Here is a 24,308-nt window from a genome sequence, read left to right as displayed (position 1 = left end):
CTCCTCTATTGAGTGCGGTCTCAGGGTTGCAGGTTGTCCGCGTCCGCGCCCTTGGGTCGGCCGCGAAGAAGCGATTCAGGATGCCGCCCAAGGTAATCGGACAGGTCGCGCAGCGAGCGCGACATGCGGTCCAGCTCATTCAGCGTGTCACCCAGCTTCTGCCGCTGCGGCGAGTTCTCGCCCAGCGCGGAGTTGGCCGTGGCCAGCGTCGAACGCACCTCGTTCAAGGTACTGGTCACCGCAGGCAGGGTTTGGCCGTTGAACTGCTTGAGGCTCCCCTGCAACTCGCGCAGGTTGCCGTCGAGATTGTTGGCGATGCGTTCCAGCGGCAACTTGCGAATACGCTCCACCACCGCCTGCAACTGCTCCTGGAGCTTCTCCAGGCTGCTGGGAACCGTGGGAATGAGCAGCGGCCGGGCGTTGGCATCGAACGCCACGGCCTTCGCATCGGGATAGAAGTCCAGGGAGATGTACAGCTGGCCCGTCAGCAGGTTGCCGCTGCGGGCCTGGGCGCGCATACCGTGTTCGACGAAGCTGCTGATGACCCGGCTGACGCCGGCCTCTTCGCCTACCTTGCTGTCGAAAACCTTCAGCATCTTCTGGTGCACCGGCCCCAAGCGCTGCGGGTAGATCACCGCATCGACCAGGACCGGGAAGCTCTGCAGCTTCTCGTCGTAGTCCAGCTGGATGCCCGTCACCTTGCCGAACTCCACGCCCATGAACTCCACCGGCGCGCCAACGCTCAACCCACGCATCGACTGGTCGAAGCGCAGCCGCAGGTACTGCGCCAGGCCAGCCGGAGGCGCCAGGGCGCCCTCGCGGTCGGCGTACAGGTCAAACGGCTGGTTGTCGCTGGCGACTTCGGCCGCCGCACTGCCCTCGGGCGTACCGAAGGCCAGCCCGCCCACCAGCAGGGCCGAGAGCGATTCGGTATTGACCTTCAAGCCATTGGCGCCCACGTCGACGTCGACGCCGCTGGCGTTCCAGAAGCGAGTGTTCCGGGTGACGAAAGCGTCGTTCGGCGCATCGACGAAAATGCCCAGGTCCACGCCCTTGCCGTCGCTGCGCAAGGCATAGGAGGTCACCTGCCCGACCGGGATCTTGCGGTAGTAGATCGGCGAGCCGATATCCAGCGAGCCCAGGTCATCGGCGCGCAGCACGAAGCTCTTGCCCTTCTCGCCATAGGTGACTGGCGGCGGCGCCTCAAGGCCGGTGAAGCGCTTCTGCGGGGCACTCGATTCCCCGGCGTCGGCTCCGATGAAGTTGCCCGACAGCAGAGTGTCCACGCCGGTCACGCCGCCGGCGCCGATGCGCGGGCGCACCACCCAGAACTTAGCGCCCTGCGTGGCGAAGGACTCGGCCTCCTTGTTGAGTTTGATGCTGGCGTTGACGCTGTTCTTGTCCTTGGCCAGCTCGACCGCTTCGACTTCGCCAATCACCACGCTGCGGTACTTCACTTGCGTCTTGTGAGCGACCAGGCCTTCGCCGGTCTTGAAGGAAATCTCGATGGTCGGGCCCTGTTCCATCCAGTTGCGCACGATCAACGAAGCGCCGATCAGCAGCGCGACGATCGGCACGATCCAGACCAGCGAGACACTCCAGCGCCGGGTGTGGACCTGCGGTTGCCCCGGGGTATGACGTTCAGTTGTGTCCTGCGCCATCGCTAGCGTCTCCCTCGTCCCAAATGTGCCGTGGTTCGAAACTCATGGCGGAGAGCATGGTGAGCACCACCACCATGCCGAAGAACAGAATGCCGGCTCGCGGCTCGATGGTGCCCAACTCGCGCATCTGCACCAGCGCGGCCACCAGCGCGACGACCATGACGTCGAGCATCGACCAGTAGCCGATCAGCTCGACGAAACGATAAAGCTGCGAGCGCTGCCGGCGAGCCCAGGAGCTGCGGCGCTGAGCGGTGTACAGCAGCAGTCCCAGGGACAGGAATTTGATCGCCGGCACGCCGATGCTGGCGATGAAGATGATCAGCGCAATGTCCCAGGCACCGCTTTCCCAGAACTCCAGCACCCCACCACCGATAGTGCTGTCGATGCCCTGGCCGAGCATTTCCGTGTGCATGACCGGCAGTAGGTTCGCCGGCACATAGAAGACCAGCGCGGCGACCAGATAGGCCCAGCCGCGGTTGATGGCGTCGTGCTTGCGCGTGTGCAGCGCAGCGCCGCAGCGCTCGCAATGGTGGGCGCTGCGGATGTCGCAAGCCATGCCGCAGCCGTGGCAGAGGCACAGGTGCAGGTCGCTGGCCAGCGGTGGCGTAGTCATATCACCCCCCACAGGTCACGGATGTCCTTGCCGGCAATGGCGATGATCAGCACGCTCAACGCGGCCATGGCGACCAGGCCGATGCCGGGTATCACATCCAGCAGCCCCGCCAGCTTGATGACGGCGACCATGGTGCCCAGCAGACAGACTTCCAGCATGCTCCAGGGCCGCAGGGTTTCCAGCCAGCGCATGCAAAAGGCAAAAGCGGGGGCGCGGCGCCCGGTCAGGGCGAAGCTCAGCACCCAGATGAGCAGCGCCACCTGCAAGGCAGGCGCGAGGATGATGGCCAGACCGGTGACCAGTGCGATGAAGGTGATGGGGCCACTGCTGAGAATCAGCACCGCATCCCACAGCGTCGCCGAGTTGCTCAGGCCCTGCATGCTGATCGTCATCACCGGGTAGGCATTGGCGAAGGCCAGCAGCACCGCCCCGGTCACCGCCAGCGCCAGGCGCTGCTGTATCGAAAGGGCGTTGTGCCGATGCAGCACACCCCCACAGCGCACACACAGCGCGCGCTGATGGGGGTGCAGCGGTTGGCGCTCGTACACCGCATCACAGTATTCGCAGATGGTCAGCTCACCAACCTTGCTCATCGGCCACCCAGGAACCAGCGGTAATAGGGGTTATCCCCATCATCCATTGCGACCCGCCGCGCGTCCCGTGCCCAGGCCTGGCGGTCACCGCGGTAGGCGTGCAGGCTCAGGTCATAGAAGCGTCGCAGTCTCAGCCAGGAATCATCGACCGATGCGCGAACCGAGGGCAAGGCGTTTTCCAGCGGCGGCGGCGAACGTAGCGCCAACAGCGACGGCAGCACACGGGCGATTTCCTTCGGCCGCACCCAGGGCGCGTACTCGATGCGCGGATGGTCGTCGGTGACCGGAAGCGCATCACCGGCATAACGCTCAAGGCCAGCACGATCGGTGACCCAGGTGGCCAGCAATGCCTCCACCGAATCAATCCCCACTTCACTCAATGCAGCCGCCACATCGGGCTGCTCGAAGCGCTGGCGGATGGTGCTCATGTCGAGGTGGAGAGGCTCAGGCGAACCCACCAGGAGCATCTCGTGGAACTCTGTCGTCCAGAGCGTGGCGTACGGGAACACGTCGATGAAGCTGCGCACCAGGGAGCGGCTTTCCTCGTCGTTCTGCGTCGGCAGCGGCAGCCACTGGGCAACGATGCCACGCTCCTCCAGGCGCGAGGCGGCCAGTTGGTAGAAGTCGCGGGAATACAGGTTGACCACACCGGCCGCCGACGGCGGCGGCGGCTCCAGGGTGATCATGTCGTAGCGTTCGGTGCTGCGCAGCAGTTCGCGGCGGCCGTCGCGCAGGCGAATGTCCAGGCGCGGGTCGTGGATGGCGTCGAAGTTGCCCTGGAAGTTCGGAGCGGCGGCCAGCACCTCGGGCAACAATTCGGCGACCACCGGATGCTGCAGGTCGCGGTAGCGCAGCATGGCGCCGACGGTGATGCCGGTGCCAAAACCGATCACCAGGGCCGAGCGCGGCTCGCCATTGTGGATAAGCAGGGGCAACAGCGCCTGCAGACGCATGTAGCGCAGCGATGGCATCGCATCACCGGTGTTGGAGACGCCCTGGATGTACAGGCGGCTGAAGCGGTTGTCGCCTCTGCCCTGCTGCACCACCGCCACGGTGCCGCCACGGCCTTCGGCGTAGAAACTGATCTGGCCGTTGCGCGCTCCGGGCATCAGCTGCGCCAGGTGCTGCAGTGGCGTCAGCGCACCGATTCCCAGGGTCAGCACGGCGATGGCCGCCACACCCAGGCGCTGAAGCTTGCCCACGCCCTCGCCTCGCCAGACCGCCAGCAAACCCACGACAGCAGCCAACGCGCCGAGAACCGCCAAAGTGCGCACCAGGCCCAGGCCTGGCACCAGGACGAAGCCGGTCAGCATCACCCCCGCGATACCGCCCAGGGTGTTGAGCGCTACGACCACGCCCACATCGCGACCGACGTGATGGCGGTCCACCGACAACCGCAGGGCAATGGGAAACGCCGCGCCCAGCAGAGTCGTCGGCAGGAACACCACGCACAGCGCCGCCACGGCGAAGCGTGCGCACATTCCCATCAGCTCGCTGCCACCGGCTTGCAGCACCAGCCATTCGGCGCGAGTCTGCCAGTTGATCAGCCAGGCTCCGAGCCCGGCGATCTGCACGATGGCCAGCAGCCCGGCGGCGGCGATGAGCAGGCCGAACAGGCCCCACGGATCACGGATACGGTCCGCGCGGCGGGCGTACAGGGCACTGCCCAGCACCAAGCCAAAGAGGTAGGTGGCCAGCACGACGGCGAAGGCGAAGGTCCGGGTGCTCATGAACTGCACGATGGACTGCGTCCAGACCACCTCGTAACCCAGTGCCACGCCACCAGCGACGCAATACAGAGCGATGGCCAGACGTGCCGCTGGGCTGCGCGGTTCGGCCTTGTTCACGGGCTGAGCCAGGGGTTCGGCCGTCTCTCGGCGAATCAACAACGCCCCCGCCGCAGCGCACAGGTTGAACGCTGCCGCCGCACAGGCGCTGCCCAATACGCCCAGCAAGGGCAACAGAACGAAAGCCGCCACCAGCGTGCCGGCGATGGCCCCCGCCGTATTGGCGGCATAAAGGCCACCACCGGCACGGCCCATCTGGCCGGCGCCGGGCTCCACAGCGCGCACCAGCACCGGCAGCGTGCCCCCCATGAAGAAAGCCGGAACGCCCACCAACACGAACGGCAGCGCCCAGGCCAGGGCACCGAACGCGCTCTCCAGAAACGCGAAAGCACCGGCTGCATTGGCCAGCGCCACGGTAGCGGCCACGCCCAGCAGCGCCACCAGCAATTCCAGCCCGGCATACAGCCGCAGCGGCCGTCCCAGACGGTCCGCCAAACGCCCGAAGGCCAGCCCACCCAGGGCCAGCCCTGCAAAAAAGGCGCTGATGGCGGTGGTGACGGCGTACACCTCCACCCCTACCACCAGCGAAAGTTGCTTGACCCACAACACCTGAAACACCAACGCCGATCCACCCGAGGCGAACAGCAACAGCGCCGGCACCCACATCCCAAGCGTTAGCCGCGAACGGCTTGCCACCTGCTCGGCGCGAGGAGTGCTCATCGGAGGGGAACTGACCGCTGGAGGCATCGAAAGACCCTTGTCTGACAATGGAGCCCCCGCGATAGCCAGGCTATCGCGGGGGACGGGTTGGGCGCCTGGATTCGGGCGCCCCGATTGCAGATCACTACTTGGCGCCCTGCTTCATCTTCGCTTCGATCTTCGCGTCCACTTCCTTGCGCACCGACTCGATGCTGAAGCTGGCCGGTTTCTGGCTCGGCGGATAATCGACGAAGGTCTGCAGGAAGGCCGCTGCCTTGCGCTCGCCCTGGAAGAGCAGGTAGTCGTTCTTCGCCAGCCAGTCGTAGTACTGATCGGAGACAACGTCCGCCCGCTCGTAGGGGTCCATGCGCAGGTTGAACATCTTGGGTACCCGCAGGCAGGTGAACGGCTCGCTCCAGACCTTGAAACCGCCGGGAGCACGCTGCTCGCAGAACACCAGCTTCCAGTCGCCGAAGCGCATCCCCACCAGGTCGCCGTCATCGCTGAAGTAGTAGAACTCGTCGCGAGCGCTCTTGTCGGATTTGCCGGTCAGGTAGTCCAGCTGGTTATAGCCGTCCAGGTGCACCTTGAAGTTCTTGCCGCCGACATCCGCACCCTTGAGCAGGCGCTCCTTGATGTCGGTGTCACCCACCGCGGCCAGCAAGGTCGGGAACCAGTCCAGCCCGGAGAACATCTGGGTGGAAACGCTGCCCGGCTTCACATGGTTCGGCCAGCGAATGATCGCCGGTACGCGGTAGGCGCCTTCCCAGTTGGAGTTCTTCTCGTTGCGGAACGGCGTGGTCGCCGCATCCGGCCAGGACCACTGGTTCGGCCCGTTGTCGGTGGTGTAGACGACAATGGTGTTGTCGGCGATCTTCAGGTCATCCACCGCCTTGAGCAGCTTACCGACATCGCCATCGTGCTCGATCATGCCGTCGGCGTATTCATTGCCGACCATGCCGCTTTGCCCCTGCATGGATTCGCGCACGTGGGTGTAGGCGTGCATGCGCGTGGTGTTCATCCAGACGAAGAAGGGTTTGTCCGCCTTCACCTGTTTGTCCATGAAGTTGATCGCGGCCTGGGTGGTGTCGTCGTCGATGGTTTCCATGCGCTTCTTGGTCAGCGCACCGGTGTCCTCGATCTTGCCGTCGGCGGTGGCCTTCAGCACGCCACGGGGCGAAGCAGCCTTGATGAAGGCTTGGTCGTCCTTGGGCCAGTACGGGCGCTCCGGCTCCTCTTCGGCATTGAGGTGGTAGAGGTTGCCGAAGAACTCGTCGAAACCGTGCTTGGTCGGCAGATATTCGTCGCGGTCACCCAGGTGGTTCTTGCCGAACTGGCCGGTGGCGTAACCGTGAGCCTTGAGCGCCTGGGCGATGGTGACATCGCGGTCCTGCAGGCCGACCGGCACGCCCGGCATGCCGACCTTGGACAGCCCGGTGCGCAGCGCCGCCTGCCCGGTGATGAAGGTGGAGCGGCCGGCGGTGCAGCTGTTCTCCGCGTAGTAATCGGTGAACATCATGCCTTCCTTGGCGATGCGGTCGATGTTCGGCGTCTGGTAGCCGACCACGCCGAAGGCGTAGGCACTGATGTTGGTCTGGCCGATATCGTCGCCGAATATCACCAGGATGTTCGGCTTGTCCGCCGCACTGGCGACCGAGCACCCCACGATCGCCGTCGCCGCGAGGGCGAACTGCGATATCCATCTTCCCGTGCGCTTCATTGGTGTTTCTCCCTTCCAGTTACTCATCGTTTGCCACGACTGCGTTCACTGGTAATACCGAATGCCCGACTGGTAATCCCCGTGTCCCTGTGGTTTTGCTTGTTGGATTGTTACTGATCGAACGGATAGACCCGCTTCCACTCCTCTGCCATGTCCACTACCACCCACTCCTTGGCCCTGGCGATATCGAGTGCCTTGTCCAGACGCCCGACCTTGCTCTGTCGATCGTAGGCCCACTCGCGCTTTTCATCGGTGTGGTGCACCAGGCCGGCGAATCTCAACCCTTTACCTGCCGCGGTCCACTGCAGCATCTGCAAATCACCGTCGGAGTTGCCGAAGGCCAGGATCGGCCGGCGGCCGATGATGCTGTCGATGCTCTCCGGCTTGCCGGGGCCATCGTCGTTGTGGACCAGCTTGGGCAAACGCTGGATCGACAACTGGCCATCGCGATCCTCGAAACGGCTGCCCAGCGTGGTGCCGATCACCTGCTCGGGTGGAATGCCGTAGACCTCCTCGGCGAAAGCGCGCATGAACGCCACCTCACCGCCAGAAACGATGTAGGTCTTGAAGCCGTTGGCGCGCAAATAGCCCAGCAATTCCAACATCGGCTGGAAGACCATTTCGGTGTACGGCTTGCCGCTGCGCGGATGGCGCGCCGTGGCAAGCCAGCGCCGGGCATTGGCGATGAACTCATCGGTGCTCACGCCCGAATGGGTGGCGGCGACAATCTCCAAGATGCCCTTCATGCCACTGTCGGCCAGGGTCTTCCTGTCACCTTCAAGCACCGCCTTGAACGGTTGCTGGCCCTTCCACTCCGGGTGCTGTGGCGCCTGCCGCTTCACCTCGTCCAGGGCAAAGAGCACCTGGAAATACATCGGCTGCTCGCTCCACAGCGTGCCGTCGTTATCGAACACCGCGATGCGTTCGGCCGGGGCGACGAAGTCCTTCCCGCCGTCCTGGGTCACGGCCTTCACGAAGGCGATGATCGCCTGCCGCGAGGGCCCGTCGTTCCACGACGGCAGTTCATCGGCGGCCTGCGCCAGGAGCGGCAGCCCCAGCAACAGCAGGAGCATCCAGCGGGCAATCGGTCGAGCAAGGTACGAATTCATGTCACGTCCCTGGGTCACGGATTCAATGGTTTGAGGCAATGCGTCGGCAAGCTCGTCTGAGACCCCTGCCCCAGCCCCCGCTGGATATCGGGCAACGCCTGGATCAGTTGCGCAGGGTCCGCGCCCGACTGCGCACCGGGGCGCCCGTAGCGGGCCCTGAGAAAAGTTAGCAAAGGATCGCCGGCTTTGACGGAATGTTCAGGAATTGCCCTTCTCATTTCACGACAACCGGTTGTCCGGCGAAGCCAAAGGTAAAGCGCCCCCACTTGCGGCGGATCACCCTTGAGCTGGTTTCGTACCTGGCGCCAAGCGTAGGCAGGCGACTCTCTCCAGGCCTGGCGGCGGCGCTGCAAGGCGCCTTTCGCCCTGGCGCGCAATGCATCTCCCCAGGCGTGGATGGCATAGGCAATGGCCGCCAATACCACCAATACAGCCGCCAGCATCAGCCAGTGACTGGCGATGCGAACCTGGGCCCTGTGCCCCAGTTCGCGCAGATCGTCGCTGATGGAGAAAGGTGCCTGGTAGACCGCAGCGGCCTGGGCCGACAGCTTCAACGCGGGAACGGATGCCGAGCGCTGTTCGCCGCTGTCCGCAGCCCACCAGTGCACCTCGATGGCGGGAAGCTGGAAGTCCCCGGCCTGGGTGATCACATAGGTCACCGCATCCCTACGCTCGCCACCCAGGACGCCACCCCGGCCATCACTCAATGGCTGCACGATCGGTGATTGCACGTAGCGGCGCAGCCCCTCCACATCGGCGAATATCGGCGCGGGAATCAGCATGGCCTGGGCGCCTTCCGCGCGGACATGCAACGTACGCGTCACGCTATCGCCAACTCGCAGCGGCTCGTGAGACGCCTTGAGTTCCTGGCTGATGCTCACCTGGCTCGCTACCAGGCGCTGCCCCGCGCTGTCGCCCGCGCCTGCGGGCTGCTTGGCAATGAAGTGCAGCGCCGGGCTGCGCACCTGCACCGGCCCGCTGCCTTGCCCCGGTTGCAGATGAATGTCCAGCGGCGGGATGTCGAATGGCTGGGCGCCCTGCGGGGTGATCTGGTAGCGGTAGCGCAGGCCAAAAAAGGCCTTGCCGTCGATGGTCTCGTTGAGGTGCGTCGCCTCGCTGCTGGGCTCGGAGACCACCGCTCCGGCCAGCTTCAGCGGCGGCAATTGCGGCGGTTGGCTGAACCAGGTGTCCACCAGCAGATCGACCTGCAGGGTGAGCGTGCCACCCACCATTACCGAATCTCCCGGCAGCAGTTGGGCGCGAACCTTGACCTCGGGCTCGTCGGCCAGCCCGAGCAAGGGCAGGCAGAGCAGCAGGAAAGCCACGACGAATTTCATGATCCCGCCCCCCGCGCCGCGTCCTGCAGCATGAACTTGCGACGCAGGAATTGCGCCGGCGAGGTGCTGAGGTTGTTCAGCCACTGCTCATCCGACTCGGCCTGAGCTCCGGCGCGGGGCACGTTTTTCCCTTTGCCCGTCGTGTTGTCGAAGACTTCCTGGTCGGGCTTCTCGTCAGGCGGGCCGGCCTTTTGCTGATCCTCACGGTCCTTCTGCAGCGCCTGGGCCAGCGCCAGATTGGCCGTGGCCGCCGGGAAGTCGGCCTGGCGTGCCAGCGCCTGCCGATAGGCGCCGATGGCCTGGTCGAACTTCGACAGGCGCACATAGGTGTTGCCCAGGTAGAAATACGCAGGCGCCGAATCCAGTCGGGCAAAGCTCGCCAGGGCCAGCGGGTAATCGGCCGCGCGGTACGCGGCCAGCCCCTTCCAGAACGGATCACGAAAATGCGCCGCAGCCTGCGGATAGTGCTCGTGCTCGAACGCCCAGCGGCCCTGCTGATCCGCCGTGAAAAAGGCATCGGCGAGCGGCCCGGCCCGCGCCGGCTCCGGCAACCCACTTAGTCCCACAGCGAGCAACAGCGCGCTCATCCAGTGCACCTTCCACCCTTTGCGCACACTCAGCAGCACGAGCAGCAGCAAGGGCCAGCACAACCAATAGCCGGCATCCTTCCAGTGCAATTGCTGCTCGTCACCCTGGGCAGCCTGGAAGTGCTGCTGGGCATGCAACTCGATCCAGTCCAGGTCATCGTCGTTGAGCGTCAGGCTGCCCAGCGGCGCGTCGGCGGCATCCGCCAGGCCCTTCAAACCTTCCGCGTCGAAGGTCGCTAGCAAGGGGCGGTCCGCGGAGTCCTGCTGACCGCCGGAGAGCAGGCCGCCATCCTGGCTGCCGACCGCCAGCACCAGTACCTGCAGGTCGCTGCCGCGCAGCGCCTTGTCGATGGCGTCGAACTGCTCCTTGTCGGCGCCATCGGTCAGCAAGACGAGCGTGCCCGGCGCCTGCTCGGCGGCCAACAGCCGTTTGGCAATCTCGATGGCACCCAGCGCATCCTTGCCGCTGCGCTGGATCAGCCCCGGCGCCAGGGCCTGAAGGAAGCTGTCGAGCAACCCGGCATCCTGGGTGGCGGGCAGCACCAGGTGCGCACTGCCGGCGTAGGCGATGAGCGCCGTCGGGCTGCCCGGCCGGCGCTGGATGAGGTCGTGCAGTTTGTGCTTGGCCGCCTCGATGCGCGAGGGCGGCACATCGTTGGCGGCCATCGAAGGCGACAGGTCCAGGGCCAGGATCAACGGCGCGCGGTTCTCCAGGAAGGCCGGGCGGTCCTGCTCCCAGGTCGGCCCGGAAGCGGCCACCGCGCCGGCCACCAGCACGGCGCCGAGCAACTGCACCGGGCGCACGCGGTGTGGGTCGAGCGGGGTGATCACCAGGTGCTGCAGCAGGTGGGGCGCGATAATGCCATCGAGCCGCCGCGCCAGATCGTGGCGGCGGCTCCAGAGCAGCGGCAGCAGGACGCCCGGCACCAGGAGCAGCAGCCACCAGGGGCGCAGGAAGTGGAAGGCGCTGAGGTCGATGTCCATCAGCCCTCCGCTTCCTGGCCGGATTGCGACTGACGCGGCACCGCCAGCCGCCCGGCGACAGCGGCCAGGGCATGCGCCACCAGCAGCAACAGCAGCGCTGCGCCCAGCGGCAGCCAGAACAGGTCTCGCTTGGGTTGGTGGCTCAGAGTCTTCACCTGATGCGGAGTGATGCGGTCCAGCGTTGCGTAGACCGCCTGCAGCGCCTCGCGGTCGCCGGCGCGGAAGAACCGCCCGCCGGTGGTCCGGGCGATGTCCTGCAGGGTCCCGAGGTCCACCTTCGACTCGCCACTGGCGGCGGGATCGCCGATGCCGATGGTGTGTACCACCACGCCCCGCTCACGGGCCATGGCAGCCGCGTGGCTGGGAGTAATGGCGCTGCCGGTGTCATTGCCGTCGGTGAGCAGGACCAGCACCTTCTCCTGCTCAGGCGCCTTTTCGAGCAGCTTGATGGTCAGGCCGATGGCATCGCCCAGGGCGGTGTTCGGCCCCGCCATGCCGATGCCCACTTCGTCGAGCAGCATCAGCAGGCTGGCGTGGTCCAGCGTCGGTGGAGACTGCGCGAAGGCACCCGTGCCGAAGACGATGAGCCCGATGCGGTCCTCCTTGCGTTGCCCAATGAAGTCGCGCACCACACCCTTGACGATGCTCAGCCGGTCCACTCGCTGGCCGTTGGCGTCGCGGTAGTCATTGGTTGACATGGACTGCGAGATGTCGATGGCCAGCATCAGGTCGCGGATCGGCTGCACCCGCTGGATAGGTTTCTCCACCAGCACCGGGCGCGCGCACGCCACCAGCAGCAGGGCCCACACCAGCAGGTTGAGCGGCAACTGCCAGCGCCCGCCCGCAGCACCGCCACGGCTTGGCTCCTGCCCGGCGGCGTGGCTCATGGCGGCAAAGAAGGGTACCCGCAGGGCGCTGCGTGACTCGCGGTAGGCCGGCAGATAGCGCCAGGCGAGCCACGGCAGGGGCAGCAGGAGCAGCAGCCAGGGGTACTCAAGCTGCCACATGATGAACCTCGACCCATTGCCGACAGGCCGCCAGCAGAGCCTGCGCATCCTGCTCGCTCATGCCCTGGATACTTGCGTCCGGCGCGTAAGCCAGCACGGCCAGGTGGCGGTCGAGATCGGCGGGCAACGCCAGCGTGCTGCGCTGCTGTAGAAACGCCTGCCAATCAGCGCCGCCCAGAGGCGCTGATGCTCCGCCGTCGGGCATAGACAGCGCGACGCGCTTGATCAACGCCGGCAGCTGGCGCAACGCGGTCACGCGGTTCGACGGGTCTTTCGCCGCGGCGCCAAGCTCATCGAGCAGGGCCAGCGCCTCGCGCCGGTAGCGATCGCGCCGCCAACGCCGATAACGCCAGAGCGCCCACGTTGCCGCGGCCAACAGCAAGAGCAGCGCGAGCAGTGCCCAGGCCCAGGTCTGCGGCCAGTAACTGACCGTCGCAGGCGGCGCCGCCAATTCCTGGAGTTGATCGATGCTGGGAATGCTCATCGCGCCAGGCGCCCGAGTTCACCGCGCAATTGCTCCAGGCTGTCGCGTCCGCTGCTGAACATCATCAGCGGCACCTGGCTGCGGCGCAGCAGTGTCGCGACATCCTTCAACCGACCGGAAAGGAACTCGCCCAGCGGTCGATGAACCTGACGCCGACCGACTTCCAGCTCGACCTGCAACTCTCCCTGGGTCACCGTCACACGGCCCTTGTCGGGCAGTTTCAGGGCGATAGGGTCGAAGACCTGCAAGGCCAGCACGTCGTTATGCGCGCTCAACTGCCGTAACAGTTGCAGCGTCTGCTCGGTCACCCCGGCAAAGTCGCTGATGATCACCACCAGGCTGTCGTGCCCGGCGACACCCAGGCATTGGCGCAACACCCGGTCGAGCTGTCCGGGCGAGTCGTCGTCGCTGCGCGTGGCATGCAGCGCGTGATTATGCCGGACGATGGCCGCGCACAGCGCCTCCACCCGCGCTCTGCTGCGTAACGGTCGGATGTACTCGATGTGGCGGTCGCCGAAGACCAGCCCGCCGACCCGATCGCCGGCCTGCAAGGCCATCCAGGCGCCCAGTGCGCAAAGCTCTGCAGCGATCACCGACTTGAAGCTGCGCTTCGAACCGAAGTACATGCTCATGCGCTGGTCCACCAGCAGCAGGGTCGGCCGGTCCCGCTCCTCGGTGTAGCTGCGCACGAATGGCTTGCCGTAGCGCAGCGAGGCGCGCCAGTCGAGGTGGCGCAGGTCATCGCCGGGGTTGTACTGGCGCAGCTCGTCGAAGCTCAAGCCGCGCCCGCGCAAACGCGCCGCATGGCTACCCGACAGCACACTGGAAAGCGGTTGCCGCGAGAGAAAGCTCAGGCCGCGCACGCGATGCTCCAGCAGCATCAGCTGGTCCAGCGACGCGTAGACGTAACCATCGGCAACCGGCTGAGGTTCAGCCATGGGCGCGCTCCTCCTCAGGCTGGGATCGCGACTTTGTCGAGCAGCCGGTCAATCACCTGATCGGCGCCTACCCCATCGGCCACCGCGTCGTAGGACAGCAGCAAGCGATGGCGAAGAACGGGATGCACAACGGCTCGCACATCGTCGGGCGTGACGTAGTCGTTGCCGGCCATCCAGGCGTGCGCGCGGGAGACTCGATCCAGGCTGATGCCGCCGCGCGGGCTGGCGCCAACCTTCAGCCAGCGCGCCAGGTCGGCGTCGTAATCGGCCGGTCGACGCGTGGCGTGGATCAGGTCGATCAGGTAGCGGTCGATGGCCTCGGAAACGTGAATGTCTCCGACCTCTTTCCTGGCCGCGAACACGGCATCCTGCGCGAGCGGGGTGATCGCCTCGGCAGCCGCACCGGACTGCTGGCTGCGTTCCTCCGCGCGCACCAGCTGGAGCACGCGGGATTCGTCCTCGACTTTGGGGTAGTCGATCAGCAGCTTCATCAGGAAGCGGTCCATCTGCGCCTCGGGCAGCGGGTAGGTGCCCTCCTGCTCGATGGGGTTCTGCGTCGCCAGCACCATGAACAGCCCCGGCATGGGGTGCGTCTGCCCGGCCACCGTGATCTGGCGCTCCTCCATGGCTTCGAGCAGCGCGGCCTGTACCTTGGCCGGCGCGCGGTTGATTTCGTCAGCGAGGATGACGTTGCCGAACAGCGGGCCAGGCTGGAATTTCAGCTGGTTGCCCTGCTCCGTCTGCTGGAGGATTTCCGCGCCGGTGATGTCCGAGGGCAGCAGGTCGGGGGTGAACTGCACGCGGCTCATGCGCGCATCGAGGTGCCGGGACAGCGCCTTGACCGTACGCGTCTTGGCCAGCCCCGGCAGGCTTTCCAGCAACACATGACCATTGGCCAGAAGGCCCAGCAGAATGTGCCGGACGGTTTCTTCCTGGCCCAGTACCTGCGCCGATACGGCAGTTTCCAGGTCCGCAATCTGTTCACGCGTGGACACGGCTTGTTCCTTGTTCCGTCGAGATGAAGTCCTTGCCGATGGCGTGCTGGAACTGCGCCCCAGACACACGGCCATGCCACCGTCTGCGGGGTAACTGTAGCTAAGAACGGCCTCTCCACAATGGCCTCTGTCGTGAAATGAACAGGAAATCATGCAGAAATGCGTGCCCTCGGTTGCACAACCCAAGCCAGCATCTAGTCTGCATTACGTCGCCGCGCAAGCCTCGGGGGGGCTGCGGTGCAGGGGAGAAGGGCGGCAACACGCTGGAGTACCTGCCCGGCGCGAGCTGCTTCATTAGCCAGCAGAACGACGAGCGCAGCACCATCGGCTTTGGCACCTATGGCAATTTCGGCCTCGCCGTGGACTACGACGACGGCTGGGCGAGCTGGATGCCGAGCAGACCACGTCACGATCCGGCAACACCTTTTCCGCTATCAACAAGGACGTCGCCCTGCCTGGGCTGGGCGCTGGCGTCACCTGGCGCTTCCAGCGCCGGGGCAAAGCTCCCGCAAGCCAATCTCTGCCAGTCTCGAACACAAGGAGCAACTCCATGAAGTTGAAGTCGTTAGCGGTCTCGCTGTGCCTCACGTCCCTGGTGCTGTCCGGTTGCGCAAGCAAATATGTGGAGCCCGAGCAGTACTCGGGTTTCCTCAAGGACTACAAAGCGCTCAAGGAGGAGAAATCGCCCTCCGGTGAAGCGGTGATGCGTTGGGTCAAGCCTGGAGTCGATGTCAGCCAGTTCACCAGTGTCTACGTTGAGCCCAGCCAGCTCTACCCACTACCGCAACCGACCGAGAAGATTCCGCAGAGCACCCTGGACGGCATCACCCACTACTACGACCAGTCATTGAAAACCCAGTTTGCCAAGGCGTTGCCCCTGGCCGATGGCCCCGGCCCAGGCGTGCTGATCGTGCGCCCGGCCATTACCGCGGTCAGCGCCTCGACCAAGGGCCTGCAGCCCTATGAAGTGATCCCGATCGCCCTGATCGCCGCCGGTGTCAGCACCGCAACCGGCATCCGCGACCAGGACACCAGCATTGCCACCGAGGCCGCCTTCCTCAACGGTAACGACGGAACGGTGGTCGCCCAGGTCGTGCGCAAAGGTGCCGGCACCGAGCTGGACAACTCTTCCCAGGTGATGACCGCCAACGATGCCAAGGCGGTACTGGATGGCTGGGCGCGGGACATGCTCAAGTCCTTCGAACAGCTCAAGCACAAGTGACCGACGGGGCGCCCTGGCGGGCGCCCTTTTCCTGCACAGCGTGGCCCGCCTGGGAGGCGACCATGGACAGTATCCGAGGAACCGCCCTCCTGCAGTTCGGTGAACTGCTCGCTCAGCGGGGTGCGTCATTGCACGATCAGTTTGCCCCTCATCGCATCAGCCTGGATGTCGTGGGCGATTACGAGAAGACGCTCTCCTACAAGAGTCTGGTGCAAATCTTCGAAGGAACTGCCAATGCCCTGCAGATGCCAGAGCTGGGACTGGGGCTGGGGCTGGGCCTCCACGCTGCTCGGCCCGCTCCAGCATCTTGCCAGCACAGCCGCCACCGTCTGCGACTCACTCGTCGCGGTATTGCGCTACATGGGATTCTATAGCCCCTCCATCCATTACCGGCTGGAGCAACGGGCCGGGCGGGCCGTGCTGTACTTCGACAACGCCGTGCCTTGCCGTACGCAAATACCGCAGATCATCGAGAAATCGGCCCTGCATGGCTGCCTGATGATTTCCGAATTGCTCGACTCATCTTTCGGCCCCCAGGCCGCGCTGTTCCGCCACCAACCGCTCAGCGATCTGGTCAGCTACCAACACTATTTCAATTGCCCGGCGCTGTTTGGCCAGGACCACAACGCCCTCATGCTACGTTCCGAAGACCTCAAGCGGGCCGTGCGTCCATGCCAATGCGACGCTGCGTGAAATTGTAAGGTTCTACCTGGGTGCCCACTGCGCCCCGAAAGACAATCTCTATCTTCAACTCCAGCGCCATATCCAGGCGCTGCTGCCGAGGAATCGCTGCTCGCTCGAGGAAGTGGCACTCCTGATCCGCCTGCACTCCCGAACATTGCAGCGCCGTCTGGCCAGCAGCGGAATGGACTTCGAAGATCGCGTCAATCAGATTCGCCAGCAGCAAGCCTCCCAGCTAATGCGCGACACCCGCCTGACGGTTGCGCAGATCTCCCTGGAGCAGGGGTATCGACGCACTACTTCCTTCTGCCGCGCCCACCATCGCTGGTTCGGCATGACGCCGATGGAACATCACCAGCAGGCTCAACCGCGCGTCAAAGCAGCGCCCAAGTAGACAGCTATTCAGCCCGGTCGCTAAACCCTACTGGCCGCCGCTCAGGATGCGCTGGTACTCCTGCTGATACTGCTCATACGGCAGGTTGCGCTGCTGCAGGTCGGCAAGCTTCTGCTCGAGGGAGGCCTGTTCGGCCGCCTTCGAGGGAGGTGTCGGGATAGCCTCGGATCGCGCAAGCGCACTGGCACCGCGCACGTCCGCCACGATGGACCGAGACAGCGCCTCCAACTGCTTATCGGTCATCGCGGAAAGAATGCCTTCCCACGCACTCGAAGAGGTGTCGTAGTTACGCGAACCCATGAGCTTACCGGTCTGCCCATCGAGGTATTGCACCTCCGAATTGACCCAGGCATTACCGACCATCACCCCGAGGTTCACCCGCTCGCCGGTGGTCAGGTAACGGAAGTTCGTGACATTGATCTGCACCAGGGTGGCTGGCACTTGCGTCAAGCGCACTTCACCCACCTGCTCGGTGTACTTCAGGCCCGCCGCCGTGGCCTGGCGCTGCATGGCATTCATCCAGACATTGCGCAGCACGCCCCACTCGGCATTGTTCTGCACCCGTTCGGTGCCAGTGATGTTGAGCACCATGGACCCGCGCGTGTCGGAGTACAGTGCCAACGGCTCCTCGGCGGACTTCTTCACATGAGCGGAGCAGCCCGCCAGCAACACAATGAGCAATGCAGTAATCAGCCTCATACGACCTCCTTGTCAGCGATGAGCTCATTTTGACATCACCTGATAGAAGGCTGCACAGGTTTCTTGTGTTCGCCCTTTGCACTGTTGATTCAGCACTGAAGCCAGCGATGCTCAATCGCTGCGACCGTCGCCGCGCAACTTCCCCAACCACCCACCGACACCCGCCGATATCGTGCTGAACTTCGGCACGTCGTCCCAGGAAACCCACAGACGCCCCTGCCAGTCGAGGACCGTCACTCGGTCGGAGCGCCAGCTCATCTGGACGCGCCGGGGTCGCTGCGGATCGCCTCGCCCCTGATCGCGCAGCAGTGGGATCACTTCGTCCGACAACCAGCACGCCACCGCGCGGTACTCCGGATGGCCGTAGGTGAAGCTTTATCCGCAATATGCGCTGTGCGGATATCGAACAAGAGCAGCCGAATGCACTCGACAAGTAGGCCAACCACATGGGTGCGCTACTGAAACAGACTGCCGAGCGATGTATGTTTCTGAGCGGGAATTTAAGCCCTCAGAAACTGCCCACAACCGCCACGGAACGCTCCCCATCAGGAAATCATTTTTCAGCTGCAAACAGCATCGCCTAAGCGTATCCTTCTGGATACAGTCACCGCATGACCTACCAACTCAAGCAAACTGCCCAGTTTGATCACTGGCTCTCCGGACTTCGGGATGCCCGTGGGAAAGTCGCAATCCTACGTCGTCTGGACCGTGTCCGATCAGGTCACTTCGGCGATTTCCGGTCAGTAGGTATTGGTGTATCGGAAATCCGATTGGATATCGGTCCTGGCTATCGCGTGTACTTCACGCGCCGTGGCGATGTGGTGATCCTGCTGCTGTGTGGCGGGGACAAGTCTTCCCAGCAGCGGGATATCAAGCTGGCGCAGCAGCTGGCGGGAGCCATTGAATGACCATCGAACTGAGCGACTTCGACACCAGCCACTACCTGGACAACGAGGAAGTCATCGCCGAATACCTGTCCCAGGTCCTGGCTGACGGCGATCCCGATGAGTTGCTGCTGGCCATCGGCAACATCGCCAAGGCGCGTGGGATGACCAAGATCGCCAATGACTCGGGTCTAGGCCGGGAGAGCCTTTACAAGGTCTTCACGCCGGGCGCCAAGCCGCGCTTCGAGACGGTGATGAAGGTCATGCGGGCACTGGGAGTAGAGCTGCAAGCAAGGCCCGCCGGCAGCAGAAAATAAGAAGGGGCGGATGCGCCATCCGCCCCTTCACTCAGGCCCCAACCTTCGCCCCATCCCTCTCCTTCAACAACGCCTGAATCACCTGCTCCTGCTCCTCGTACCCGCCCTCGCCGATCGACAGGTGGCGAACTCGCCCCTGGGCGTCGATGAAGTAGTGCGCCGGCCAGTACTGGTTGGCGAAGGCGTTCCAGAGGCGGTACTGGTTATCCAGCGCCACGGGGTAGTGGATGTCGTGCTGCTTCACCGCTTCGCGGACGTTGGCCGGCACGCGTTCAAAGGGGTATTCCGGGGTGTGCACGCCGATCACCACCAGGCCCTGGTCCGCATACTTCTTCGCCCAGGCATTCACGTACGGCAGGCTGTGCTGGCAGTTGATGCAGTCGTAGGTCCAGAAGTCGACCAGCACTACCTTGCCGCGCAGATCGCGCAGGTTCAGTTCGGGGCTGTTGATCCACTCCACCGCGCCTTGCAGTTCCGGAGCCGGGCCGAGGTCGGGCAGGCGTTCGGCGCCGTGGGCCATGTCGCCGGGCATCAGTTTTGCGATGAGCGCAGGCACGCCGTCGACGACCTTGCGTTCCAGGCTGTTCACCAGCGTGGATGAGCTGCCGGAAGCCAGTTGCGCGCTGGTGCCGCTGGCGATACCGACCACCGCCAGCAGGGCGAGCACGCCGGTGGCGCGGCGCAGTCCTTCGATGACGGCCATGCGCGGCCGCAGGTGCTGCATCAGCCGGCGACCGGCGAAGAGCACCACACCCAGCACCGTGGCACTACCCAGACCGTAGGCGAACAGCAGCAGGCTGGTCTGCGCACTCGGCCCTTGCAGCATGGCGCCGGAGAGAATCAGCCCCAGCACCGGCCCAGCGCAGGGCGCCCACAGCAGTCCGGCAGCGAAGCCCAGCACCCAGGTAGAAAGCGCCGGCGGCAGGCGGCGGGATTCGCCCTGCAGGCGGTCGCCGATCCACGCCCAGGGCTTGGCCAGCCAGTCGCTGAAGCGCGGCCAGAGCAACGCAACGGCGGAAACCGCTAGCAGCACGAGGGCAAAGTATCGGCCCCATTCGCTGGCGGCGATCACCCAGTTGCTGGACACGGTCGCCAGACTCGCCAGCACGGCGAAGCCGCTGGCCAGGCCGAGCAGCGTGACCCACGGCGACCACGCCGGGCCGCCGGCGCGCTGCAATAGCAAGGGCAGTACGGGAAGGATGCAGGGGCTGAGCAGGGTCAGCACCCCGCCGAGAAAGGCGACGAGCAACATGGGCACCTCGATGGGCCATCGGCCCGTGGGGGTCACGCTGGGGATAAACGCCGCGGCCGTCCTTGGCCGGGGCCAAGGGGAATCAGCCGCCTTCGTTGCAGTCGGTGGCGAACTTGCGATAGGCCAGGCTGTGCGGCTGGCCATTGGAATCCAGGTAGTCCATGCGCGCGTTGACGATGCCGCAGTCGAAGGGCGAGGCGCTATCTTCGTGGATGGCCAGGACGCGCTTCACGTCCAGTTTCTGGCCGTAGTGGTACTGCTCGGCGGGTTGCGAGTCGGCAGCCTGGGCGCCGAAGCTGGCGAAGGCGGCAACGGCAGCGAAAAGGCAAGCGTTGGCGAGCTGGATGGCTTTCATGGTGGTTCTCCTGTCCTGTGTCGGGTTTGGCCGGCGAGGGCTGTATGCCTCGCCGTTGGTGCCCATTTCACGTTCAGGAGGTATCGGGCTTGTGTCGCGCAAGGCCCGGGTTTGCCGCGCCGGGTATCGGCGGCGGCCGTAGATACAGTGGAATACAAAGCGCGGCAGGCAAGCGTAGCGTGGCGCTATAAACTCGCTTCAACCCACCACAAACGAGGCACCGGCATGGACCATGTCGATCACGTACTGATCGTCGACGACGACCGCGAGATCCGCGAGCTGGTCGGCAACTACCTGAAGAAGAACGGCCTGCGCGTGAGCCTGGCGGCGGACGGTCGGCAGATGCGCGCCTTCCTCGACGGCAACTCGGTCGACCTGATCGTCCTCGACATCATGATGCCCGGCGACGACGGCCTGAAGCTGTGCCGCGAGCTGCGCGTGGGCAAGCACAGGTCCACCCCGGTGCTGATGCTCACCGCGCGCAACGACGAGACCGATCGCATCATCGGCCTGGAAATGGGCGCCGACGATTACCTCACCAAGCCCTTCTCCGCCCGCGAACTGCTGGCACGGATCAACGCCGTGCTGCGCCGTACCCGCATGCTGCCGCCGAACCTGCAGGTCAGCGAGGCGAGCCGGCTGATCGGCTTCGGCCGCTGGAAGCTGGACACCACCGCGCGCCACCTGCTGGACGAGGACGGCACCCTGGTCGCCCTGAGCGGCGCCGAATACCGCCTGCTGCGCGTGTTCGTCGATCACCCGCAGCGCGTGCTCAGCCGCGAACAACTGCTGAACCTCACCCAGGGCCGTGAGGCGGATATCTTCGACCGCTCCATCGACCTGCTGGTCAGCCGCCTGCGCCAGCGCCTGCTGGATGACGCCCGCGAGCCGGCCTACATCAAGACGGTGCGCAGCGAGGGCTATGTCTTCGCCCTGGCCGTCGAATTGATCGAGCCCAACGAATGAAATCCGTCCTGCACTGGCCACGCACGCTGGCCGCGCGCCTGGCGCTGATCTTCCTCGCCGGGTTGGTGTTCGCCTACAGCCTGTCGTTCTGCTCGCAGTTCTACGAGCGCTACCAGAGCGCGCGCAACATGATGCTGGGCAACCTGGAGACCGACGTCAGCACCGCCGTCGCCCTGCTCGACCGCATGCCCAAAGATGAGCGCGAAGCCTGGCTGCCCATGGTGCAACGGCCCAATTACCGCTACCTGCTCAGTGAAGGCCAGCCCGGCGAGCCGATGAACATGGCGCAGGCGCCGATGGCCGCCATGTCTATCGCCGATGTCGTCGGGCCGCGCTACCCACTGCGCTTCGAGACTATTCCCGGTGCCATCCCGCACTTCCAGGTGCACCTTAAACTCAAGGACGGCAGCCCGCTGACCATCGACGTAACGCCCAAGGGCGTGCCCGTGGCGCAATGGTTGCCCTGGGTGCTGATCGTGCAACTGGCGCTGCTGCTGTTCTGCACCTGGATCGCCGTGCGCCTGGCGATTCGCCCGCTGACGCAACTGGCCGAAGCCGTCGACCATCTCGACCCGGATGCCCCGGCGCCAGAACTGGACGAGCGCGGCCCCAGCGAAGTTATCTACGCCGCCCGCGCCTTCAACGCGCTGCAGGGGCGTATCGGCTCCTACCTCAAGGAGCGCATGCAACTGCTCGCCGCCATCTCCCATGACCTGCAGACGCCCATCACGCGGATGAAGCTGCGCGTCGAGCAGATGGACGACTCGCCCGAGCGCGAACGCCTGTGGAACGACCTGGAGGAGATGCAGCACCTGGTCCGAGAAGGCGTGGCCTACGCGCGCAGCATGGACGGCGCCAGCGAGGCGGCGGTGAAGGTCAACCTCGACGCCTTCCTCGACAGCCTCGTTCTCGACTACCAGGACAGCGGCCAGGCCGTGGAGCTGCACGGCAATAGCAACGCCGTGCTGGAAACCCGCCCCCACGCGCTGCGCCGGGTGCTCACCAACCTGGTGGACAACGCCCTGAAATTCGGCGGTTCCGCCCAGGTGGAAGTCGAGCGCGATGCCCGGGGCGCTGTGTATATTCGTGTGCTCGACGACGGCCCGGGCATTCCGGAGGATGAGCTGAGCGAAGTGGTGAAACCCTTCTACCGGGTGGAAAGCTCGCGCAACCGCAGCACCGGCGGCACCGGCCTGGGGCTGGCGATCGCCCAGCAGCTGAGCCAGGCACTGGGCGGTACGTTGACCCTGTCCAACCGCGCCAGCGGCGGGCTGTGCGTGCAGCTGGAACTGCCGCCCGCCCGATAATGTACAGAGAGATACAAGACGGCCTTCCCCGGACACATCCGGGATAAGGCCCGTCGACAAGATGGCTCCACGAACAGCGGCGGCACGCCGCCCGCCGCGTTCCCCAAAGGAGCCCGCCATGAATCGTCCCGCCGAACCTGCCCGCCTGCATGGCTGGCGCCTGTTTTCCCTGTTGTCGCTGCTGGTACTGATCGCCGCCGCGCTGGCCCTGTGGGCCCAGCCGCAATGGGTGGAAGCGCTGCGCAGTTCGATCCGCGTCACCGCCCGCACCTCCTTCGCGCTGTTCCTCGCCACTTTCCTCGCCTCGTCCCTGGCAGCGCTGGTGCCGAGCGACCTCACCCGTGGCCTGCTGCGTGAGCGACGCTTCCTCGGCCTGGCTTTTGCCTTTTCCCATGCCGTGCACGCGGTGCTGATCATCCTCTACGTAAAGTTCTTCCCCGAGACCTTCTGGCACGGCCGCAGCGCCGCCGCGAATATTCCCGGCTCGGTCGGTTACCTGTTCATCATCCTGCTGACCATCACCTCCTTCTCCTACGCGGTGAAGCTGCTCGGCGCCCGCCTCTGGAAGGGCCTGCACAGCACCGGCACCTGGGTGATCGCCGGGGTGTTCTTCCTGTCGTTCTACAAGCGCCTGCCGATGGGCTCCTGGTACCCGCTGGGCTTCGGCCTGATCTTCAGCGCCATCGTCTTCAAGCTCATCGCCAAGCTGGCCGCGCACCTGCGCCGTAGCGCACGCCCCGCGCTACCGAACGCCTGATATCGAGCTCCTCCGCCGCGGGGCCAAGCCATCGCCCGGCCGCCCCCGCCTTGCCCACGACCAATTGCCCACAACATTACCCACGAGGTGCACCATGACCCTGCTGACCCTGAACCCGATCAAAGCCGCTTTCGAGCAACTCGACCGCCTCGCCACCTGGGGCTGGGACATTCCGTTACGGCTGTTCCTGGCCTGGGAGTTCTTCGAATCGGGCCTGGAGAAATGGCACGGCGACAACTGGTTCGAACAGATCCACGCCAGCTTCCCCTTCCCCTTCAACCACTTCTCCGCCGGCTTCGACTGGCAGGTGTCGATGTGGGCCGAGCTGATCGCGCCGGTGTTGCTGCTCCTGGGGCTGGCCACCCGCTTCGCCTCGGCCTCGCTGATCGTCGTGACCCTCGTCGCCATCGCTGCGGTGCACTGGCCGGCGCAGTGGTCGAGCCTGGCGGAACTGGCCCAGGGCTACTCGATCACCGACCATGGTTTTGGCAACTACAAACTGCCGCTGATCTACCTGGTGGCGTTGGTGCCGCTGGTGTTGAAGGGGGCGGGAGCACTGAGTGTGGATGGGCTGGTGGGGCGCTTCCTGGGCGCTTCGCGGACAGTCTGATCAGCTAGCGATTCGTCTGATTTACCAGCGACGCCCTCTCCTTTGGAGAGGGCGTTTTTGTTTGTCTGCGGGAACGCTCTGTGGAGCGGCTGAGCAACGGCACGGACTGGCCTTGGGAAGGTCAATGAAGACGCAGCGTATGAATATGCAGGACGTCGGCGAGCTATGTAGCCGTAGGGTGCATAACCGTGCGCGGTTATCCACCACCGATACATCGGCCGGCGCATTCATTGTGAATGTGAAATGGATGGCGGATAACGCCTGTGGCGTTATTCGCCCTACGGGTTCGATCCAGACAACCGAGATGGGCCAAAACTGTAGGAGCGAGCTTGCTCGCGAACGGATTCACC

General features: G+C 65.0%; 24 protein-coding genes and 1 pseudogene. 10 read left to right on the top strand and 15 right to left on the bottom strand.

All coding sequences use genetic code 11. The features are described from left to right. Nucleotides 1-20 precede the first annotated feature (20 nt). The 12 genes from CTR55_RS06905 to CTR55_RS06850 all read right to left on the bottom strand — a co-directional run bounded on the left by CTR55_RS06905 (nt 21) and on the right by CTR55_RS06850 (nt 14,514). Nucleotides 21-1,661 carry an MlaD family protein gene (locus CTR55_RS06905; RefSeq protein WP_296285180.1) on the bottom strand — a complete coding sequence of 547 codons (1,641 nt, stop codon included), beginning with the start codon at nt 1,659-1,661 and terminating at the stop codon, nt 21-23. Further along, nucleotides 1,642-2,274: a paraquat-inducible protein A gene (locus CTR55_RS06900; RefSeq protein WP_296285179.1), complete on the bottom strand. Its 633-nt coding sequence runs from the start codon at nt 2,272-2,274 to the stop codon at nt 1,642-1,644. The genes CTR55_RS06905 and CTR55_RS06900 overlap by 20 nt, the downstream gene beginning before the upstream one ends. After that, nucleotides 2,271-2,867, bottom strand: a complete 597-nt coding sequence (locus CTR55_RS06895) for a paraquat-inducible protein A (RefSeq protein ID WP_296285178.1) — start codon at nt 2,865-2,867, stop codon at nt 2,271-2,273. Before CTR55_RS06895 ends, CTR55_RS06900 begins: the two co-directional genes overlap by 4 nt. Further along, a complete protein-coding gene (locus CTR55_RS06890) occupies nt 2,864-5,374 on the bottom strand; it encodes a fused MFS/spermidine synthase (protein WP_296285177.1) in 2,511 nt (836 codons plus the stop codon). Before CTR55_RS06890 ends, CTR55_RS06895 begins: the two co-directional genes overlap by 4 nt. Before the next feature lie 124 nt (nt 5,375-5,498). Beyond that, entirely contained in the window at nt 5,499-7,073 is a 1,575-nt protein-coding gene (locus CTR55_RS06885) for an arylsulfatase (protein WP_296285176.1), read from the bottom strand. 110 nt (nt 7,074-7,183) lie between these two features. Then, nucleotides 7,184-8,182: an HAD family hydrolase gene (locus CTR55_RS06880; RefSeq protein ID WP_296285175.1), complete on the bottom strand. Its 999-nt coding sequence runs from the start codon at nt 8,180-8,182 to the stop codon at nt 7,184-7,186. A 14-nt stretch (nt 8,183-8,196) separates the two neighbouring features. Then, a complete protein-coding gene (locus CTR55_RS06875) occupies nt 8,197-9,519 on the bottom strand; it encodes a hypothetical protein (RefSeq protein ID WP_296285174.1) in 1,323 nt (440 codons plus the stop codon). Next, the gene (locus tag CTR55_RS06870; RefSeq protein ID WP_296285173.1) at nt 9,516-11,090 is read right to left on the bottom strand and encodes a VWA domain-containing protein; all 1,575 of its coding nucleotides are present in this window, start codon (nt 11,088-11,090) and stop codon (nt 9,516-9,518) included. The genes CTR55_RS06875 and CTR55_RS06870 overlap by 4 nt, the downstream gene beginning before the upstream one ends. Beyond that, nucleotides 11,090-12,097 carry a VWA domain-containing protein gene (locus CTR55_RS06865; protein WP_296285172.1) on the bottom strand — a complete coding sequence of 336 codons (1,008 nt, stop codon included), beginning with the start codon at nt 12,095-12,097 and terminating at the stop codon, nt 11,090-11,092. Before CTR55_RS06865 ends, CTR55_RS06870 begins: the two co-directional genes overlap by 1 nt. Continuing rightward, complete coding sequence (locus CTR55_RS06860) at nt 12,084-12,581, bottom strand: DUF4381 domain-containing protein (protein ID WP_296285171.1); 498 nt, start codon at nt 12,579-12,581, stop codon at nt 12,084-12,086. The genes CTR55_RS06865 and CTR55_RS06860 overlap by 14 nt, the downstream gene beginning before the upstream one ends. Further along, a complete protein-coding gene (locus CTR55_RS06855; protein ID WP_296285170.1) occupies nt 12,578-13,519 on the bottom strand; it encodes a DUF58 domain-containing protein in 942 nt (313 codons plus the stop codon). Before CTR55_RS06855 ends, CTR55_RS06860 begins: the two co-directional genes overlap by 4 nt. 14 nt (nt 13,520-13,533) lie before the next feature. After that, nucleotides 13,534-14,514 (bottom strand): AAA family ATPase, encoded by a 981-nt coding sequence (locus CTR55_RS06850; protein ID WP_296285169.1) that lies wholly within the window; start codon nt 14,512-14,514, stop codon nt 13,534-13,536. A 242-nt stretch (nt 14,515-14,756) separates the two neighbouring features. Between CTR55_RS06850 and CTR55_RS06845 the strand changes: the two are divergent. The 4 genes and pseudogenes from CTR55_RS06845 to CTR55_RS06830 form a co-directional block, all read left to right on the top strand. Next, nucleotides 14,757-14,897 (top strand): annotated as a pseudogene (locus tag CTR55_RS06845) (transporter); the annotation flags it as partial. Between the two features lie 167 nt (nt 14,898-15,064). Then, nucleotides 15,065-15,736, top strand: a complete 672-nt coding sequence (locus CTR55_RS06840; protein WP_296285168.1) for a DUF3313 domain-containing protein — start codon at nt 15,065-15,067, stop codon at nt 15,734-15,736. Nucleotides 15,737-15,970: 234 nt separating this feature from the next. Further along, nucleotides 15,971-16,429 (top strand): AraC family transcriptional regulator ligand-binding domain-containing protein, encoded by a 459-nt coding sequence (locus tag CTR55_RS06835; RefSeq protein ID WP_296285167.1) that lies wholly within the window; start codon nt 15,971-15,973, stop codon nt 16,427-16,429. Nucleotides 16,430-16,601: 172 nt separating this feature from the next. Next, nucleotides 16,602-16,811, top strand: a complete 210-nt coding sequence (locus CTR55_RS06830; protein WP_296285166.1) for a helix-turn-helix domain-containing protein — start codon at nt 16,602-16,604, stop codon at nt 16,809-16,811. Between the two features lie 27 nt (nt 16,812-16,838). On the opposite strand, the gene CTR55_RS06825 is transcribed toward CTR55_RS06830, so the two are convergent. Next, on the bottom strand, nt 16,839-17,510 hold the full coding sequence (locus CTR55_RS06825; RefSeq protein ID WP_296285165.1) for a hypothetical protein: 672 nt from the start codon (nt 17,508-17,510) through the stop codon (nt 16,839-16,841). Between the two features lie 611 nt (nt 17,511-18,121). Here CTR55_RS06825 and CTR55_RS06820 point away from each other — a divergent pair. Continuing rightward, the gene (locus tag CTR55_RS06820) at nt 18,122-18,418 is read left to right on the top strand and encodes a type II toxin-antitoxin system RelE/ParE family toxin (protein ID WP_296285164.1); all 297 of its coding nucleotides are present in this window, start codon (nt 18,122-18,124) and stop codon (nt 18,416-18,418) included. Beyond that, entirely contained in the window at nt 18,415-18,711 is a 297-nt protein-coding gene (locus tag CTR55_RS06815; protein WP_296285163.1) for an addiction module antidote protein, read from the top strand. The genes CTR55_RS06820 and CTR55_RS06815 overlap by 4 nt, the downstream gene beginning before the upstream one ends. Before the next feature lie 31 nt (nt 18,712-18,742). Here CTR55_RS06815 and CTR55_RS06810 read toward each other — a convergent pair whose 3' ends face one another. After that, nucleotides 18,743-19,963: a cytochrome c biogenesis protein DipZ gene (locus CTR55_RS06810; RefSeq protein WP_296285162.1), complete on the bottom strand. Its 1,221-nt coding sequence runs from the start codon at nt 19,961-19,963 to the stop codon at nt 18,743-18,745. An 82-nt stretch (nt 19,964-20,045) separates the two neighbouring features. Then, entirely contained in the window at nt 20,046-20,318 is a 273-nt protein-coding gene (locus CTR55_RS06805) for a DUF2790 domain-containing protein (protein WP_296285161.1), read from the bottom strand. A gap of 225 nt (nt 20,319-20,543) precedes the next feature. On the opposite strand from CTR55_RS06805, the gene CTR55_RS06800 reads away from it, so the two are divergent. The 4 genes from CTR55_RS06800 (at nt 20,544) to CTR55_RS06785 (ending at nt 23,958) form a co-directional block, all read left to right on the top strand. Further along, nucleotides 20,544-21,284 carry a response regulator gene (locus tag CTR55_RS06800; RefSeq protein ID WP_296285160.1) on the top strand — a complete coding sequence of 247 codons (741 nt, stop codon included), beginning with the start codon at nt 20,544-20,546 and terminating at the stop codon, nt 21,282-21,284. Beyond that, complete coding sequence (locus tag CTR55_RS06795) at nt 21,281-22,591, top strand: ATP-binding protein (protein WP_296285159.1); 1,311 nt, start codon at nt 21,281-21,283, stop codon at nt 22,589-22,591. The genes CTR55_RS06800 and CTR55_RS06795 overlap by 4 nt, the downstream gene beginning before the upstream one ends. A 118-nt stretch (nt 22,592-22,709) precedes the next feature. Next, entirely contained in the window at nt 22,710-23,348 is a 639-nt protein-coding gene (locus CTR55_RS06790) for a hypothetical protein (protein WP_296285158.1), read from the top strand. A 94-nt stretch (nt 23,349-23,442) separates the two neighbouring features. Next, entirely contained in the window at nt 23,443-23,958 is a 516-nt protein-coding gene (locus CTR55_RS06785; RefSeq protein WP_296285157.1) for a DoxX family protein, read from the top strand. Nucleotides 23,959-24,308 lie beyond the last annotated feature (350 nt).

The organism is Pseudomonas sp., from assembly GCF_002796985.1.
GTDB lineage: Bacteria > Pseudomonadota > Gammaproteobacteria > Pseudomonadales > Pseudomonadaceae > Pseudomonas.
The sequence above is the reverse complement of the archived record's forward strand: the minus strand, read 5'-3'. Positions and strand labels throughout refer to the sequence as shown.